The sequence below is a fragment of the Streptomyces sp. NPDC059003 genome, assembly GCF_042740445.1.
Taxonomy (GTDB): Bacteria; Actinomycetota; Actinomycetes; order Streptomycetales; family Streptomycetaceae; genus Streptomyces.
Genome location: NZ_JBHYJH010000049.1, coordinates 24111 through 40577 on the forward strand (window position 1 = coordinate 24111; position 16467 = coordinate 40577).

General features: G+C 71.4%; 12 protein-coding genes and 1 riboswitch. Of the genes, 5 read left to right on the plus strand and 7 right to left on the minus strand.

Going from position 1 to position 16467, the window contains the following annotated elements:
- Positions 1–48: 48 nt before the first annotated feature.
- On the minus strand, positions 49–2976 hold the full coding sequence (locus ACFWZ5_RS19075) for a GNAT family N-acetyltransferase (RefSeq protein ID WP_384792290.1): 2928 nt from the start codon (positions 2974–2976) through the stop codon (positions 49–51).
- 236 nt (positions 2977–3212) lie between these two features.
- Between ACFWZ5_RS19075 and ACFWZ5_RS19080 the strand changes: the two genes are divergently transcribed.
- Positions 3213–3494, plus strand: coding sequence for an HPr family phosphocarrier protein (locus ACFWZ5_RS19080; protein ID WP_384792293.1), 282 nt, complete (start codon positions 3213–3215; stop codon positions 3492–3494).
- Positions 3495–3750: 256 nt separating this feature from the next.
- Here the strand turns inward: ACFWZ5_RS19080 and ACFWZ5_RS19085 are convergent, their stop codons facing one another.
- The 4 genes from ACFWZ5_RS19085 to ACFWZ5_RS19100 form a co-directional block, all read right to left on the minus strand.
- Positions 3751–4425 carry a GntR family transcriptional regulator gene (locus ACFWZ5_RS19085; RefSeq protein WP_384792295.1) on the minus strand — a complete coding sequence of 225 codons (675 nt, stop codon included), beginning with the start codon at positions 4423–4425 and terminating at the stop codon, positions 3751–3753.
- Positions 4426–4691: 266 nt separating this feature from the next.
- Positions 4692–5525 carry a M23 family metallopeptidase gene (locus ACFWZ5_RS19090; RefSeq protein ID WP_384792298.1) on the minus strand — a complete coding sequence of 278 codons (834 nt, stop codon included), beginning with the start codon at positions 5523–5525 and terminating at the stop codon, positions 4692–4694.
- A gap of 12 nt (positions 5526–5537) precedes the next feature.
- A riboswitch (cyclic di-AMP (ydaO/yuaA leader) is annotated at positions 5538–5702 on the minus strand.
- A gap of 290 nt (positions 5703–5992) precedes the next feature.
- Entirely contained in the window at positions 5993–7360 is a 1368-nt protein-coding gene (locus tag ACFWZ5_RS19095) for a M16 family metallopeptidase (RefSeq protein WP_384792358.1), read from the minus strand.
- 23 nt (positions 7361–7383) lie between these two features.
- Positions 7384–8781, minus strand: a complete 1398-nt coding sequence (locus tag ACFWZ5_RS19100) for a M16 family metallopeptidase (protein ID WP_384792301.1) — start codon at positions 8779–8781, stop codon at positions 7384–7386.
- A gap of 487 nt (positions 8782–9268) precedes the next feature.
- Between ACFWZ5_RS19100 and ACFWZ5_RS19105 the strand changes: the two genes are divergently transcribed.
- Positions 9269–11731, plus strand: a complete 2463-nt coding sequence (locus ACFWZ5_RS19105) for a DNA topoisomerase (ATP-hydrolyzing) subunit A (protein WP_384792304.1) — start codon at positions 9269–9271, stop codon at positions 11729–11731.
- A gap of 37 nt (positions 11732–11768) precedes the next feature.
- Here the strand turns inward: ACFWZ5_RS19105 and ACFWZ5_RS19110 are convergent, their stop codons facing one another.
- A complete protein-coding gene (locus ACFWZ5_RS19110) occupies positions 11769–12935 on the minus strand; it encodes a CobW family GTP-binding protein (RefSeq protein WP_384792307.1) in 1167 nt (388 codons plus the stop codon).
- Between the two features lie 355 nt (positions 12936–13290).
- Between ACFWZ5_RS19110 and ACFWZ5_RS19115 the strand changes: the two genes are divergently transcribed.
- The 3 genes from ACFWZ5_RS19115 to ACFWZ5_RS19125 all read left to right on the plus strand — a co-directional run bounded on the left by ACFWZ5_RS19115 (position 13291) and on the right by ACFWZ5_RS19125 (position 15247).
- On the plus strand, positions 13291–13827 hold the full coding sequence (locus tag ACFWZ5_RS19115) for a DUF6082 family protein (RefSeq protein ID WP_384792309.1): 537 nt from the start codon (positions 13291–13293) through the stop codon (positions 13825–13827).
- Positions 13828–13992: 165 nt separating this feature from the next.
- Positions 13993–14229 (plus strand): hypothetical protein, encoded by a 237-nt coding sequence (locus ACFWZ5_RS19120; protein ID WP_384792312.1) that lies wholly within the window; start codon positions 13993–13995, stop codon positions 14227–14229.
- A 319-nt stretch (positions 14230–14548) separates the two neighbouring features.
- Entirely contained in the window at positions 14549–15247 is a 699-nt protein-coding gene (locus ACFWZ5_RS19125) for a DUF6082 family protein (protein ID WP_384792315.1), read from the plus strand.
- Between the two features lie 38 nt (positions 15248–15285).
- On the opposite strand, the gene ACFWZ5_RS19130 is transcribed toward ACFWZ5_RS19125, so the two are convergent.
- The gene (locus tag ACFWZ5_RS19130) at positions 15286–16461 is read right to left on the minus strand and encodes a citrate synthase (protein ID WP_384792318.1); all 1176 of its coding nucleotides are present in this window, start codon (positions 16459–16461) and stop codon (positions 15286–15288) included.
- Positions 16462–16467: the final 6 nt, after the last annotated feature.

Genomic DNA, 16467 nt, shown 5'->3' on the forward strand with positions numbered 1-16467 from the left:
CGGGACAGGCGCACGGGTTCCCGCGCGCGGGGACGGGGCCCCGGGGCCTCAGTAGGCGGGCAGGGTGCGGGGGCCGAGGTCGTCGCGGGCGGGTGGTGGGGCGAGGCGTACGGAGGCGCTGAGGACGGAGTGGCCTTCCTGGGCGACGACCACGGGTTCCAGTGAGACGGTGACCACTTCGGGGTGATCGTCGACGAGCCGGGAGAGGCGCTGGAGGAGCTCTTCGAGGGCGGGGGTGTCGACGGGGGCCGAGCCGCGCCAGCCGAACAGGAGCGGTGCCGTGCGGATGGACCGGACGAGGTGCTTGGCCTCGCGGTCGGTGACTGGAATCAGCCGGTGCGCGGTGTCGCCGAGCAGATCGGACGCGGCGCCGGCGAGCCCGAAGGAGAGCACGGCTCCGGCGACCGGGTCGTGTCCGGCGCGGACGACGGTGTCGACGCCGCGGGCGACCATGGCCTGGACGACGGGCCGCAGCTCGGCGGGCCTGCCGAGGGTGTGGGTGAGCTCGCGGTAGGCGCGGCGCAGCTGTTCCTCGTCGGCGAGGTCGAGGCGTACGCCGCCGAGGTCGGGGCGGTGGCGCAGGTGCGGGGCGGTGGTCTTGAGCGCCACGGGGTAGCCGAGCTCCCTGGCGGCCCGGGCGGCGGTGTCGGCGTCGGGTGCGGGCAGGGCCTGGTGGACGCGGATGCCGTAGTGGGCGAGCAGGTCGCGGGCGTCGGCGGGGTCGAGGGTGATGCCGTGGGCGGTGTCGTCCTTGGCGAGCAGCCGCTCGATGAGCTCCGCGGCGCCGGGTTCGTCGATGTCGTCGTACTCGGGGACCTTGCCGGGCTCGGTGATGTCGCGGCGCCACTGGGCGTAGTTGACGGCTTCGGCGAGGGCGCGGACGGCCCGTTCGGGGGCGGGGTAGGCGGGGATGCGGTAGGGGTCGGGGGGTTCCGTTTCCTGGTCCGGGGGTGCGGTGTCCGGGGGCGCGGCGGGGTCGGGGAGCGCGGTGTCCGGGAGTGCTGTCTCCGGGGGCGCGGGGTTCGGCGGCACGGTGTCCGGGGGTGCCGTCTCCGGGGGCGCGGTGTCCAGGGGTGCGGTGTCCGGGGGCGGTGCGGCGTGGGGGCCGGTGCTTGCGGCGGCGGAGAGGGCTTCGGCGAGGCCGCCGAGCTCCACGTGGACGACGACGACCGGTTTGGTGGGGCAGCAGGACGCGGCGGAGCGCAGTGCGGCGGCCAGGGACTCGCCCTCGCCCTGGCGGCTCGATTCGCCGAGGGAGGGGATGACGGTGACGACGACGGCGTCGCAGCCGTCGTCGGCGAGGGCGGCGCCCAGGGCGGCGCGGAAGTCGTCCGGGGTGGCGGCGGTGGTCAGGTCGCGCGGCGGCAGCGGGCGCAGTCCTTCGGCGACGCAGGCGTCGTACGTGAGCAGGCCGAGGGACTCGGAGTTGCCGAGGACGGCGATGCGGGGTCCTGCGGGCAGCGGCTGTCCGGCGAGCAGCAGGCCGGCGTCGACGAGTTCGGTGACGGTGTCGACGCGGATCACTCCGGCCTGGCGGAGCAGGGCGGAGACGGTGGCGTGCGGGAGGCGGGTCGCGGCGCCCGCGTGGCCGGTGGGGGCGATGCCGCTGTGCCGGGCGCCCTGGACGACGACGAGCGGCTTCACGGCGGCGGTGCGGCGGGCGAGGCGGGTGAATTTACGGGGGTTGCCGATGGATTCGAGGTACATGAGGGCGACGTCGGTGTCGGGGTCGTCGTACCAGTACTGGAGGACGTCGTTGCCCGACACGTCGGCGCGGTTGCCCGCGCTGACGCAGGTCGAAAGGCCCGCGCCGCGCCGGTGCAGGCGGGACAGGAGCGCGATGCCGATGGCGCCGGACTGGGTGAACAGGCCGATGCGTCCGGGGGCGGGCAGCGCGGGCGCGAGGGAGGCGTTGAGCCGCACGTCGGGCGCGGTGTTGATGACGCCGAAGGCGTTCGGGCCGATCAGGCGCATGCCGTAGGACCGGGCCTGGCGGACGAGCGCGCGCTGTCGTTCGCGGCCTTCGGCGCCGCTCTCGGCGTATCCGGCGGAGATGACCACGAGGCCTTGGACGCCGTGTTCGCCGCAGTCGGCGACGGCCTGCGGCACCCGGTCGGCGGCCACGGCGACGACGGCGAGGTCGACCGGCTCGGTGATGTCGCCCACGGAGCGGTGTGCGGGCACGCCGTCCAGGCCGGTCTCGGTCTCTTCGGCGCCGTCGGGGAGGGCGGCGTTGACGGCGTGCAGGCGGCCCGTGAAGCCCGCGCCGATGAGGTTGCGCAGGATGCCGCGGCCGACGCCGCTCTCGGCGCGGCCCGCGCCGATGACGGCGACCGAGCCGGGGGCGAGGAGGCGTTGGACGGAGCGGGCCTCGGCGCGCTGTTCGCGGGCGCGCTGGACGGCGAGGGAGCGGTCGGTGGGCTCCAGGTCGAGTTCGAGGCGGACGACGCCGTCCTCGAAGCTGCGCTGCTGCTGGTATCCGGCGTCCGTGAAGACCTTCACCATTTTGGTGTTGGCGGGCAGCACTTCGGCGGCGAAGCGGCGGATGTCGCGTTCCCGGGCGACGGCCGCGATGTGTTCGAGGAGGGCGGAGGCCACGCCGCGGCCCTGGTGGGCGTCCTGGACCAGGAAGGCGACCTCGGCCTCGTCCGCGGGGGCGGGGGCGGGGCGGCCGTGCTCGTCGATGCGGTCGTAGCGCACGGTCGCGATGAATTCGCCGCCCACGGTGGCGGCGAGGCCCACGCGGTCCACGTAGTCGTGGTGGGTGAAGCGGTGGACGTCCTTGGCGGACAGGCGGGGGTAGGGGGCGAAGAAGCGGTAGTACTTCGACTCGTCCGATACCTGCTCGAAGAAGCTGACGAGCCGGTCGGCGTCGTCGGCCGTGATGGGCCTGATCCTGGCGGTGCCGCCGTCGCGCAGCACCACGTCGGCCTCCCAGTGCGAGGGGTACGCGTGCTGGTCCGGCGGGGTCTGCATGGGGCCAGGGTACGGGTCGCGAGGCCGCGGGGGCCGGGGCAATGTAGGAGGAGAGCGGGCGGCGTCCGGGGCGGCCCGCGGAGCGTTCGTGGCGTCCCGGCGCGCGCGTCCCTGGTGTAGCGGCGGGCGCGTCCCTGGTGTGCGGCGGGCGCGTCCGTGGCGTCCGGCGGGAGCACCCGGGTCGGCATGAGACACTGGTCTAGACAAGTGTGAGACACCTGGAAGGGCAGCAACACATGGCTGAGCGCCGCGTCAACGTCGGCTGGGCCGAGGGCCTCCACGCCCGGCCCGCCTCCATCTTCGTCCGTGCGGCCACGGCCGCGGGCGTCCCCGTGACCATCGCCAAGGCCGGCGGCAACCCCGTGAACGCCGGCTCCATGCTCGCGGTGCTCGGCCTGGGCGCGCAGGGCGGCGAGGAGATCGTGCTCGCTTCGGACGCCGAGGGTGCGGACGCCGCCCTCGACCGCCTGGCGAAGCTGGTCGCGGAGGGGCTCGAGGAGCTTCCGGAGACCGTCTGACGCTGTCGGACACCGTGCGGCGGAGCCGCGTGGGCCCCTTCCGGGCGGCCCACGCGGCTCCGTTGCGTTTTCGGGTGTACGTGTTTGCGGGGTGTACGCGTTTGCGGGATGGACGTGTTTGACGAGCCCCGACCCCGGCACAGGAAAGCAGGCCCAATTACCGGCGAGGCGGCGGGACACCCACAAAAAGGGAGTTTGCGCGCGAGCCGCAAGTCGCCGGTCCGAAATTCCCCGCTCTTTGTATACGGCGCCTGCGTTAATTCCGTACGCGCACTTTGTTTACGGCACGTTGCGAACCCCTCACACGCCCGGTGCGCAGCCGCTGCGCGGCCGCCGCGCGCTCGGCGTGCAGGACCGTGAGCGCCCGCGCGCGGTCCGCGTCACCGCGGGCGACGGCGTCGACGACCGCGGCGTGGCCGTTCCAGGTCTCCATGGGCGCGGCCGGGACGTCCGTGACGTACATCCACGCGATCTTGTGGCGCAGCTGGGTGAGCAGGGCGATGAGGCCGGGGCTGGTGGACGCCTGCGCGAGCGTCTCGTGGAACCAGCCGTCGAGCGAGCGCAGGTCCTCGGTGCCGCCGCGCCTCGCGCGCTCCTGGCCGAGCCGTACGAGGCCGCGCAGGACCTTCAGATGGGCCTCCGTGCGGCGCTGCGCGGCGCGTGCGGCGGCCAGCGGCTCCAGGAGCGCCCGGACCTCCAGGAGGTCGGCGGCCTCCTGCTCGGTGGGCTCGGCGACGCACGCGCCCGCGTGCCTGCGCGTGACCACGAAGCCCTCCGCCTCCAGGGTGCGCAGGGCCTCGCGCACGGGGACGCGGGAGACGCCGTAGCGGCGGGCGAGCAGTTCTTCGGTGAGGCGCGTGCCGCGTTCGTAGACACCGGAGACGATGTCGTCCCGGATGGCTGTGCATACCGAGTGCGCGGGAATGCGCATGACGGACCTCCGCGTTAATTCCCTCAATGCCCGCGAAACGCGTCGTGCGACGCGCCTAATGACGTACGTGCGACAACTCCATGGACGATGGCTCCCTGAACTCTATTGCAGGCGGCCGGATTTTCCGACGGTGCGTCGGAATCCATGGATATCTTTTGGCCAAGGGTCTGCGTACGCCGAAAGCCCCGGCTCGGGTGAGCCGGGGCCTTCGCGGAGTGCTGCGGGTCGGACGCGGAGTGCCGCGGGTCAGGCGCTGACGCCGTGGGTCAGACGCTGACGCCGTGGGCGCGCAGGTACGCGACGGGGTCGATGTCCGAGCCGTAGTCGGCGCCGGTGCGGGCCTCGAAGTGGAGGTGCGGTCCGGAGGAGTTGCCGGTGGAGCCGGAGAGGCCGATCTGCTGGCCCGGGGTCACGGTCTGGCCGACGGTGACACTGAGGGACGACATGTGGCCGTACTGCGTGTACGTGCCGTCGTTCATCTTGATCACGACGTTGTTGCCGTAGGCGCCGCCCCAGCCCGCCTCGACGACGGTGCCCGCACCGACGGCGTGGACCGAGGTGCCGGACGCGGCGTGGAAGTCGATGCCGGTGTGGCTGCCGGAGGACCACATGCCGCCGCCCGCCTTGTAGGAGGTGGAGACGTACGAGCCGTCGACCGGCGCCACGTAGGCGTTCAGGCGCTTGCGCTCGGCGTCGCGGGCGGCGCGCTCACGGGCCCGCTCCTTGGCCTCCTTCGCCGCCTTGGCCTCGCGCTCCTTCTTGGCCTTCTCCTTCGCGGCGGCCTCCGCCTTGCGCTTCTGCTCGGCGGCCTTCTGGCGGGCCGCGTCCTCGGCCTTCTGCTGCGCGGCGGCCTCGGCGGCGGCCTGCTTCTGCGCGGCGGCCTGCGCGTCGACCTCGCTGGCGAGGGAGTCGCCGACGGAGATGGCCTGGGTGAGGCCGGTGTTCGTGTGCTCGGCGGAGGTGTCGGCGGCGAGCGCCGGAGCGGCCAGGCCCGAGATGACGCCGGTGGTGGTGAGCGCGGCGACGCCGGCGGCGTTGGCAGTGGTGCGCGAGATGCGGCTCGGGCGGCGGTGCTTGCCGGTCGGGCGGATGAGCGCCATGAAGCGGCTGGTCCTTTCCTTCCTTCTCGCCTACCGGGTTAGCTGACGGGTTCGGAGCAGGAAGGTCTCCTACGGGCTCCTCACCTTGCGGCAAGGGGTCCGATTCACCCCAGGGGACGGATGTGGGTCCCCGGCTCCCCTGGCTCGCGCCGTACGGGGACTCGGCGATGACTGTCCGGTGCCGCGGACGCGGCGTACTGCCTGACGGACAGCCTGGTCGACGCTAAACGGCTCATCTTTCAATCGACAAACGGATCACGCCTTTTGTAGCGCACGCCACAGGGCAGACACCCAACCTCCCTGCCAATTCGGACATATGGCAGCATGCAGGGACCCCGGGGGCTTCCTGAGCCTCCGGGGTCCCTTGTGTTACGTGGCGTTGCTACCGGTTTGTCCGCGCGGCCGCCGACCCTGGCTGGGCCGGGCCGGGCCGCCCCTGGCTGGCCGGGCTGGCCTGGCTGCCGCAATCAGCCGGTGACGACCGTCACTTCGCCGATGCCGAGCGCCTTCACGGGCTCCTCGATCTGCGCCGCGTCCCCCACGAGCACCGTCACCAGGCGGTCGCTCGGGAAGGCGCTGACGACGGCCGCGGTGGCCTCTACGGTGCCGGTCTCGGCCAACTGCCGGTACAGGTGCGCCTGGAAGTCGTCCGGCAGGTGCTGCTCGACCTGGTCGGCGAGCGTGGCGGCGACCGCGGCGGCCGTCTCGTACTTCAGCGGGGCGACGCCCACCAGGTTCTGCACGGCGACGTCGCGCTCGGGGTCCGTGAGGCCCTCCGCGGCGAGGGTGCGGAGCACCTTCCACAGGTCGTCGAGCGCCGGGCCCGTGTTCGGCGTGTCCACGGAGCCGCTGATGGCGAGCATCGCGGACCCGGAGCCGTCCGGGGCGGAGCGCAGCACCTGGCTGAACGCGCGGACGCCGTACGTGTACCCCTTCTCCTCGCGCAGGACGCGGTCCAGGCGCGAGGTGAGGGTGCCGCCCAGGCAGTACGTGCCGAGAACCTGGGCGGGCCACACGCGCGCGTGCCGGTCCGCGCCGACGCGGCCGATGAGCAGCTGCGTCTGGACGGCGCCGGGGCGGTCCACGATGACGACGCGGCCCGTGTCGTCGGCGGTCACCGGGGGCACCGGGCGGGGCTCGGCAGTGCCGCCCGTCCAGGCGCCGAGGGTGTCGGCGAGGACGGCGTCCAGGTCGGTGCCGGTGAGGTCGCCGACCACGACCGCGGTGGCCGCGGCGGGGCGCACGTGCTTCTCGTAGAACGCGCGTACGGCCGCGGAGTCGATGGCGGCGACCGTCTCCTCCGTGCCCTGGCGGGGCCGCGACATGCGGGCCGACGCCGGGAAGAGCTGCTTGGCGAGCTCCTTGGCGGCACGGCGGGCGGGGTTGGCGGTCTCGTGCGGGATCTCGTCCAGGCGGTTGGCCACGAGGCGCTCGATCTCGCTGTCGGCGAAGGCGGGCGCGCGCAGGGCGTCGGCGAGCAGGCCGAGCGCCTTCGGCAGCCGGGAGACGGGCACTTCGAGGGAGACGCGGACGCCCGGGTGGTCCGCGTGCGCGTCGAGCGTGGCGCCGCAGCGGTCCAGCTCGGCGGCGAACTCCTCCGCGGAGTGCTTGTCGGTGCCTTCGGAGAACGCCCTCGCCATGATGGTGGCGACGCCGTCGAGGCCCTGCGGCTCGGCGTCCAGGGGCGCGTCCAGGTGGATCTCGACGGCTACCAGCTGCTGACCGGGGCGGTGGCAGCGCAGCACCGTCAGGCCGTTGTCCAGGGCGCCGCGCTCGGGGGCCGGGAAGGCCCAGGGCTTGGCGGCGCCCGCCTGGGGCTGCGGGTGGAACTGCATCGTCACAGACGTCTCAGCCGCGGTCACTTCGCCGCCTCCTCTTCCTGGTCGGTCTCGTCGGCGGCGGTGCCGGGGATGGCGTCCTGGGGGGCCGCGTCTTCAGGGGCGTCGTCCTCGGCCGCGACGGGCTCGTACACGAGCACCGCGCGGTTGTCCGGGCGCAGGCGCGCCTTGGCGACTTCCTGGACCTCCGCAGCGGTGACGTCGAGGACGCGCTGGACGGCGGTCAGGGCGAGCTGGGGGTCGCCGAACAGAACGGCGAACCGGCACAGTTCGTCGGCGCGGCCCGCGACCGTGCCGAGGCGGTCCAGCCACTCGCGCTCCAACTGTGCCTGGGCCCGCTCCATTTCCTCGGGGGTCGGGCCCTCCTCGGCGAACCGGGCGAGCTCCTCGTCGACGGCGGCCTCGATGACGGGGACCTCGACGTCACCGGAGGTCTTCACGTCGAGCCAGCCGAGCGAGGGCGCCCCGGCGAGCCGGAGCAGGCCGAAGCCCGCGGTCACCGCCGTGCGGTCACGGCGCACCAGGCGGTTGTAGAGCCGGGAGGACTCGCCGCTGCCGAGCACCGTGAGCGCCAGGTCGGCGGCGTCGCACGCGCGCGTGCCGTCCTCGGGGAGGCGGTAGGCGGCCATCAGGGCACGGGCCGGGACGTCCTCCTCCACGACCTCGCGCAGCTCCTCGCCGATGCGCTCGGGCAGCGCGCCGTCCCGCGGGGGCTGCTTGCCGTCGTGCGACGGGATGGAGCCGAAGTACTTCTCGATCCAGGCGCGCGTCTGCTCCGGGTCGATGTCGCCCACTACGGAGAGGACCGCGTTGTTGGGCGCGTAGTACGTGCGGAAGAAGTTCCGGGCGTCCTCGAGGGTGGCGGCGTCCAGGTCGGCCATGGAGCCGATGGGCGTGTGGTGGTAGGGGTGGCCCTCCGGGTACGACAGGGCGGTGAGCTTCTCGAACGCCGTGCCGTACGGAACGTTGTCGTAGCGCTGGCGGCGCTCGTTCTTCACCACGTCCCGCTGGTTCTCCATGGACTCCTCGTCGAGTGCCGACAGGAGGGAGCCCATGCGGTCGGCCTCCAGCCAGAGGGCGAGCTCCAGCTGGTGCGCGGGCATCGTCTCGAAGTAGTTGGTGCGCTCGAAGCTGGTCGTGCCGTTCAGCGAGCCGCCCGCTCCCTGCACCAGCTCGAAGTGGCCGTTGCCGTGCACCTGCTGCGAGCCCTGGAACATCAGGTGCTCGAAGAGGTGGGCCAGGCCGGTGCGGCCCTGGACTTCGTGGCGCGAACCCACGTCGTACCAGAGGCAGACCGCGGCGACCGGGGTCAGGTGGTCCTCGGAGAGCACCACGCGCAGGCCGTTGGCCAGCCGGTGCTCGGTCGCTGTCAGGCCGCCGGAGCCGGCTTCGGCTGTGGCCGTGTGACCCATGGGCATGTACGTCCCTTCGATTCGATCGCGAAATCCTCGATATGTGCTGCCAGTCCTGCCACTGTAAGCAAGCGTGCTGACACCTGGCGAAGTTCCCGCTCCGCCCTCGGCGTAGTCGGCGTTCGCCGTCGGCGTGATCGCGTGCCGATCGGGGGGTGATCGTCGTTGGGTACGGGTTCGGCGAGGTGGGGAACGGGTTCGGCGAGGTGGGGCGCGCGGGTGCCGGGGCGGGGCGCTGGGGTGCCGGGGCGGGACGCGAGGTCGCCGAGGGTCATCCGCGGGTGCGGTGGGTGATCGCGATCCCTGTACTCCCCTTGCTCCGGGAGGCCGCCCCGGAGACCGCTCCTCAGACCGCTCCGGAGCGTGCTCCGGGGCGGCCGACCGCCTGGTTGCGGCGCGTCCGGGCCCGGGTCGTGGTCGGCGTTGTCAGTGGGACAGTCCACAATGGTCGGCGTCAGATCCCGCACTTGTTGGTGAAGGAGCCGCAGCAGCGATGGCCCGCCGCAGCACGAAGACCCCGCGACCCGACGACGGCGCTGCCTTCGAGGAGAAGATCCTCGACATCGACGTCGTGGACGAAATGCAGGGCTCCTTCCTCGAGTACGCCTACTCGGTCATCTACTCCCGCGCCCTGCCCGACGCCCGCGACGGCATGAAGCCGGTGCAGCGCCGCATCGTCTACCAGATGAACGAGATGGGCCTGCGCCCCGAGCGCGGGTACGTCAAGTGCGCCCGCGTCGTCGGCGAGGTCATGGGCAAGCTGCACCCCCACGGCGACGCGTCGATCTACGACGCCCTGGTCCGCATGGCGCAGCCCTTCTCCATGCGCCTGCCCATGGTCGACGGCCACGGCAACTTCGGCTCGCTGGGCAACGACGACCCGCCCGCGGCCATGCGGTACACGGAATGCCGCATGGCGGACGCCACCTCCCTGATGACGGAGTCGATCGACGAGGACACGGTCGACTTCACGCCGAACTACGACGGCCAGGAGATGGAGCCGGTCGCCCTCCCGGCGGCGTATCCGAACCTCCTGGTGAACGGCTCGTCGGGCATCGCGGTCGGCATGGCGACGAACATGCCGCCGCACAACCTGGGCGAGGTCATCGCGGCCGCCCGCCACCTGATCAAGCACCCGGGCGCCGACCTCGAGACGCTCATGAAGTTCGTCCCGGGGCCCGACCTGCCCACGGGCGGCAGGATCGTCGGCCTGTCCGGCATCAAGGACGCGTACGAATCGGGCCGGGGCACCTTCAGGACCCGCGCGACGGTCTCCGTGGAGAACGTGACGGCCCGCCGCAAGGGCCTCGTCGTCACCGAACTGCCCTTCACGGTCGGCCCCGAGAAGGTGATCGCCAAGATCAAGGACCTGGTCGGTTCGAAGAAGCTCCAGGGCATCGCCGACGTCAAGGACCTCACCGGCCGCGAGCACGGCCTGCGCCTGGTCATCGAGATCAAGAACGGCTTCGTCCCGGAGGCCGTCCTGGAGCAGCTGTACAAACTGACGCCGATGGAGGAGTCCTTCGGCATCAACAACGTGGCGCTGGTCGACGGCCAGCCCCTCACGCTCGGCCTCAAGGAGCTCCTTGAGGTCTATCTCGACCACCGCTTCGACGTGGTGCGCCGCCGCAGCGAGTTCCGCCGCGGCAAGAAGCGCGACCGGCTGCACCTGGTGGAGGGCCTGCTCGTCGCGCTCCTGGACATCGACGAGGTCATCCGCCTCATCCGCTCCAGCGAGAACAGCGCCCAGGCCAAGCAGCGCCTGATGGAGCGCTTCTCCCTGAGCGAGGTCCAGACGCAGTACATCCTGGACACGCCGCTGCGCCGCCTCACCAAGTACGACCGCATCGAGCTGGAGTCCGAGCGCGACAAGCTGAACGCGGAGATCGAGGAGCTCACGCGGATCCTGGAGTCGGACGCGGAGCTGCGCAAGCTGGTCTCGTCCGAGCTGGCCGCCGTGGCCAAGAAGTTCGCCACGGAGCGGCGCACGGTGCTCCTGGAGTCCGCGGGCGCCCCGGCCTCCGCGGTGCCCCTCCAGGTGGCGGACGACCCGTGCCGGGTGCTCCTGTCGTCGACGGGCCTCATGGCGCGTACGTCCAACGGCGAGCCCTTCCCGGAGGGCGACGGCAAGCGCGTCAAGCACGACGTCATCGTCTCGGCGGTGCCGTCGACGGCGCGCGGCGAGGTGGGCGCGGTGACGTCCGAGGGGCGGCTCCTGCGGGTCTCCGTGGTCGACCTGCCGCAGCTCCCGGACTCGGCGTCCGCACCCAACCTCTCCGGAGGCGCCCCGGTCGCGGAGCTGCTCTCCCTGGAGGCGGACGAGAAGCTGATCTGCCTGACGACCCTCGACGAGTCCTCGCCCGGCCTTGCGCTCGGCACCGAGCAGGGCGTCGTCAAGCGCGTGGTCCCGGACTATCCGGCCAACAAGGAGGAGCTGGAGGTCATCACGCTCAAGGACGGCGACCGCATCGTCGGCGCGGTCGAGCTCCGCACGGGCGACGAGGACCTGGTCTTCATCACGGACGACGCGCAGCTGCTGCGCTACCAGGCGGCGCAGGTCCGTCCGCAGGGCCGCCCGGCGGGCGGCATGGCGGGCATCAAGCTCGCGGAGGGCGCGAAGGTCATCTCCTTCACCGCTGTCGACCCGGCGGCGGACGCCGTGGTGTTCACGGTCGCGGGCTCGCGGGGCACGCTCGACGACTCGGTGCAGACGACCGCCAAGGTCACACCGTTCGACCAGTACCCGCGCAAGGGGCGCGCCACGGGCGGCGTGCGCTGCCAGCGGCTGCTCAAGGGGGAGGACTGCCTGAGCTTCGGCTGGGCGGGCCCGACGCCCCCGCGGGCGGCCCAGCGCAGCGGCCTGCCGGCCGAGCTCCCGGAGCCCGACCCGCGCCGTGACGGCTCCGGCGTTTCGCTGGCGAAGCCGGTGGCGGCGGTGGCGGGGCCGGCGGCGTAGTCGGGCGGGCCCCCGGCACCGGTTACCGGTGCCGGTTTCAGGCGGGGCCCTCGACCTCCATCAGGGCCCCGTCTGCCGACACAGACTCATACTCCGGCGCTTGCTCCGGCTCTTGCTCCTGTACGTAGCGCAGAACGCCCCACATGCCGAACTCATCGGCGTGCGGGGCGTCTTCGTCGCCCTCGCGGCACAGACTCAGCTGCTCGTGCAGCGCCGGTACGTCGATGCCGGAACCGATGAGAACGAGCTGGGTGAGCCGCTTCTCGCCGGGCTCCCACGGCTCGGGGTAGAAGCGCAGGAACCGCCCGACGGAGTGCACGGCGTACCGGTTGCGGGCGTCGGCGGCGCCGAAGTCCACGTATCCCTTGATCCGGTAGAGCCCTTCGGGCCTGCTGTCGAGGAAGGCCATCAGGTGCCGGGGGTTCATGGGCGCTTCGGAGGTGAAGGCGAGGCTTTCGTACCCGGAGTGCAGATGGGCGTGCCCGGAGTCGCCGTGGTGCCCGGGGTCACCGCAGCGGCAGTCGCCGTCGTCGTCCGTGCCCCGGCCGGCTTCGCCGTGGTCGTGCAGGTCGTCGAAGGACAGCTGCCCGACGCGCTCCTCCACGGGCTTGCGGTCGAGCAGGAGCTCCACGTCGACGCGTCCGTACGAGGCGGGGACCACGGCGGCCCGGTCGGTGTGGCGGCGCACCTCGTCGAGGATCCGGTCGCGCTCCGCCTCGCCGACGCGGTCCGCCTTGTTGACGACGACCAGGTCGGCGATGCCCAGGTGCCGGTCGACCTCGGGGTGCCGCTGCCGGGTCGCGTCGAACTCGGCGGCGTCCACGACCTCCACCAGGCCGCCGTACACAATGTGCGGGTTCTCGCTGGCGAGCACCATCCGCATGAGCTCCTGCGGCTCGGCGAGCCCGCTCGCCTCGATGACGATGACGTCGATACGGGCGGACGGCCGTGCGAGCCGCTCCAGGTACTCGTCGAGCTCGCTGGCGTCCACGGCGCAGCACAGGCAACCGTTGCCGAGCGAGACGGTGGAGTCGCCGAGCTGCCCGGCGACGGCCATGGCATCGATCTCGATGGACCCGAAGTCATTGACGATCGCACCGATGCGGCTGCCTCCGCTGCGGTGCAGCAGATGGTTCAGGAGTGTCGTCTTGCCGGAACCCAGGTAGCCCGTGAGGACGACAACCGGGATCTGTTGCTCACGCACGTGCGGCCCTTCGTAATCAACTCACGTCAAGGTGGATCAAGTCCCTCAGGGCACGTACATGTCGCGGGCGACGACGATGTACGGCGATTGAAGGCTGTTCCAGGATATGTGCGCGTAGACGTGCCGGTAGGTGAACGATTGTTAGCGGCGCTCCCGGGGCACACATTGGGCACGGCGCCCGGAGACCTCAGCGCAGTTGCCCGCTGTGCTTCCGTGCGCCTCCTCTCCGCCTCCCGGCCGATCAGAGCCGCTCGGCACTCTGGGAGACGGCAAGCGCCGCCCATCGCTCGCCGGTCCGCACCGTGTCGCCCCATACCCGAAGACCGGCGGACGGTCGCCTGGATCGGGGGTTGACATGGTCACACAGAAATTGGGGATAAGGGAGCTACGCTCCGCGGCCGGGGCGGGGCTTGCCTTCGCGGCCGGGTGCGTCCTCCTCCTGGTCGCGCAACAGCGCAGATACGCGCAGGTCGAACGGATGGAACGCGCCGACTGGCGGCGCGCCATGCTGGCAGAGCAGCAGGGCCTCCAGCGCTACCTGCTGAACAAAGCCATCGACGACCCGGACCTCGCCGCCGTGTTCAGCATCGCCGAGGCGGAGTCGCCCACGCAGCGGCGCCAGTTCCTGTTCGCCAATGCGTTCTACACCAACACACTCCTGGCCTACCGGAGCGGAGTCGTCACCTGGGAGGAGTTGCACGGCCACCTCCGTTGGATCTGCCAGAACCCGGTCTTCCGCACCTATTGGCAGGCGACACGTCATCAGCGCGCCAGCCTCAAAGGCACATCAGACGAGGCCCGGGTGGGCCGAATGGTGGACACCTTGATCCACAATCTGGATGAGACCGACTCCGAGGAATGGTGGGTGGTGGGAGAACCTCCGCCCGAATAAGCCCAGTTGGAGCACATCCCCGGAACGGGCACGTAACAATCAACAGCTAGCCTTGTCCCCCCTCCGCCGCCTGTCTCTTCAGGCGGCGGCTGGTTCCGTTGCCCCTGCTTTCCCTACCAACACCATTCCCATCAACCAGCTCCACCCTCAAGGACGGGGATCCACTTGAAGATCGTGCGCCGCATCGGTGTGCCTCCACGCGAACGTGGCAGTGTCGGCGGAGATACCTGCCCCGACATCTTCGAACTCAGCGACGGAAACTTCGCGATCATCGGGACAGAGGCCACGGCGACGCTCGACGATGAGCTCCCCCACGACGCCGCACGCGCAGCCGACGAACGTATCGTCGTCATCAGCCGCGAGACCCTGATCCGGGCCAAGGTCGACATCCCCGCGACCTGATACGCGCCCCACAGCTCGCCGCAGCGCCCGAACCCGGCGCCCCTTGTCGAGCCCTTACATGTGAGCAGCCTTCACCAGAGGTACACCCCTAACTTCAACTGGCTCGCTCCCCCCTGGTTGCACCTCCCGCGCCAAAGGACTCCCGCCACACCCGGGTACACCGGCGTCCCCCCTGATCTGCAGGGGGGACCGCCTTGAACCGCCCTGAAACCTCCGAACCGCCCCAGAGCGCGAAAATCGGCCACAGTCCAGCAAGCGCGGCACCGAATATCGCTATCCTCCAGCCCCCCGGAAAGGATTTCCGTTCGGGGAGGAACCGATGCCTCGTCAGCACATATGGCGTTCAGCAGGCACCGCCGCGGCGTGGGCGACAGCCATCGCTGTCGGCATCGCCCTCGTAGGCCTGGCGTCCATCGTCATCAGCGGCCTGCTGATCCGCGGTGTGGAAGCCGCCAACGACGGCAGAGACCGGGCAGCCGAGCGAAGCCACCTTGGGGACTACTTCGGCGGCGTGAGCGCCGTCTTCTCAGGACTCGCCCTGCTGCTCCTCATCGTCACACTGCTGTTGCAACAGCGCGAGCTACGCATACAGCGACAGGAACTCGCTCTTCAGCGCGACGAGCTGGCAGCGTCCCGTTCAGAGCTGCGTCGCAACGCGGAAGCAAACATGCGCGCACTGCACATTCAGCTGACCGAGATGGCCATGAACGACCCTCCCCTCGCCGAGGTATGGGCCGACCTGCCGACAGCCTCCACGACCGAACTGCGCCAGAACCTGTTCGCCAACCTGACCTTCAACCACTACGTACTGGCTTACAGCTGGGGCACCTACTCCGAGGATGACCTACTCGTTCACGCTGCGAACCTGCTGAGCAGTCCGGCCTTTCTGCGCTATTGGGACGCCGCTCGGGCGAAGAAGAGCCAGCTACTCCCAGACAGCGCAGAGGGACGGATGTTCCAGATCTTCGAGCGAGCTCTGGCCGACCCACGCCGGGCAACGCCCCCGCCCTCATCATGAACGGGGGGCTATGACCCGCCCGAGCCCGACCGCGCCGCTCAGGCAATCGGCGGCACCGCCACCGGCGCCACCGCCCCCACATACCGCGCCGCCGGGCGGATGATCTTCGAGTCCTCCGCCTGTTCCAGGATGTTGGCGCTCCAGCCGACCACCCGGGCGGCGGCGAACGTCGGCGTGAACATCTCACGCGGCAGGCCGCAGAGCTCCATGACGACGCCCGCGTAGAACTCCACGTTCGTGTGGAGTTCGCGGCCCGGCTTGAGCTCCGCGAGGATCTCCTCGACCTGCCGCTCCACCTCGACCGCGAACTCCACAAGCTCACCGCCGAACTCCTGGGCGATACCACGGAGCATGCGCGAGCGGGGGTCCTCCGTGCGGTACACGGGGTGCCCGAAGCCCATGATGCGCTCGCCCGCGAGGACCCGTTCCCGGATCCACGGGTCGATGCGGTCGGGCGTGCCGATGGCGTCGAGCGTGTCCAGGGCCCGGCTGGGGGCGCCGCCGTGGAGGGGGCCGGACAGCGCGCCGACGGCTCCCACCAGGCAGGCGGCGACGTCCGCACCCGTGGACGTAATGACACGGGCCGTGAATGTTGACGCGTTGAAGCCGTGATCAATGGTGGAGATCAAGTATTGCTCGACCGCCCGGGCCCGGGCGGCGTCCGGTTCCGAACCGGTCAGCATGTAGAGGTAGTTGGCGGCGTACGAGAGGTCGTCGCGCGGCTCGACGGGGTCGAGGCCCTGGCCGAGCCGGTACAGCGCGGTGAGCAGGGTCGGTACGACGGCGGACGCGGCGAGCGCGTCGGCGCGGCGCCGGTCGGCGCCGATGTCGTACACCGGCCGGAAGCCGCGCGAGGCGCCGAAGAGCGACAGGGCCGTGCGGAGCCCGGCGAGCGGCCCGGAGAGCGTGCTGGCGCGGGCGATCGCGGGCAGCGCCGCCCTCACCTCCTCCGGCAGCTGCCGCAGCGCGGCGGTCTGCTCGGTGAAGGCGGCTCGCTGCGCGGCGTCCGGCAGCGTGCCGTGGAACATCAGGTGCCATACGTCCTCGAAGCTGCGGGTCTGCGCGAGCTCCACGGCGGAGTACTGACGGTAGTGGTAGAAGCCCTCGTACCCCCTGACGTCGCCGAGCTGGGTCTCGGTGACGACGACACCCGCGAGGCCGCGCGGGACCTCGACGGGGGCGCTGGGGGTGGTGGCGGAGCCATTGATCGGCATGGTGTT

Bases quoted from the DNA above. Each gene is read 5' to 3' on its own strand.
- ACFWZ5_RS19075 (WP_384792290.1), bottom strand. From the start codon at position 2,976: ATGCAGACCCCGCCGGACCAGCACGCGTACCCCTCGCACTGGGAGGCC.
- ACFWZ5_RS19080 (WP_384792293.1), top strand. From the start codon at position 3,213: ATGGCTGAGCGCCGCGTCAACGTCGGCTGGGCCGAGGGCCTCCACGCC.
- ACFWZ5_RS19085 (WP_384792295.1), bottom strand. From the start codon at position 4,425: ATGCGCATTCCCGCGCACTCGGTATGCACAGCCATCCGGGACGACATC.
- ACFWZ5_RS19090 (WP_384792298.1), bottom strand. From the start codon at position 5,525: ATGGCGCTCATCCGCCCGACCGGCAAGCACCGCCGCCCGAGCCGCATC.
- ACFWZ5_RS19095 (WP_384792358.1), bottom strand. From the start codon at position 7,360: ATGCAGTTCCACCCGCAGCCCCAGGCGGGCGCCGCCAAGCCCTGGGCC.
- ACFWZ5_RS19100 (WP_384792301.1), bottom strand. From the start codon at position 8,781: ATGCCCATGGGTCACACGGCCACAGCCGAAGCCGGCTCCGGCGGCCTG.
- ACFWZ5_RS19105 (WP_384792304.1), top strand. From the start codon at position 9,269: ATGGCCCGCCGCAGCACGAAGACCCCGCGACCCGACGACGGCGCTGCC.
- ACFWZ5_RS19115 (WP_384792309.1), top strand. From the start codon at position 13,291: ATGGTCACACAGAAATTGGGGATAAGGGAGCTACGCTCCGCGGCCGGG.
- ACFWZ5_RS19125 (WP_384792315.1), top strand. From the start codon at position 14,549: ATGCCTCGTCAGCACATATGGCGTTCAGCAGGCACCGCCGCGGCGTGG.
- ACFWZ5_RS19130 (WP_384792318.1), bottom strand. From the start codon at position 16,461: ATGCCGATCAATGGCTCCGCCACCACCCCCAGCGCCCCCGTCGAGGTC.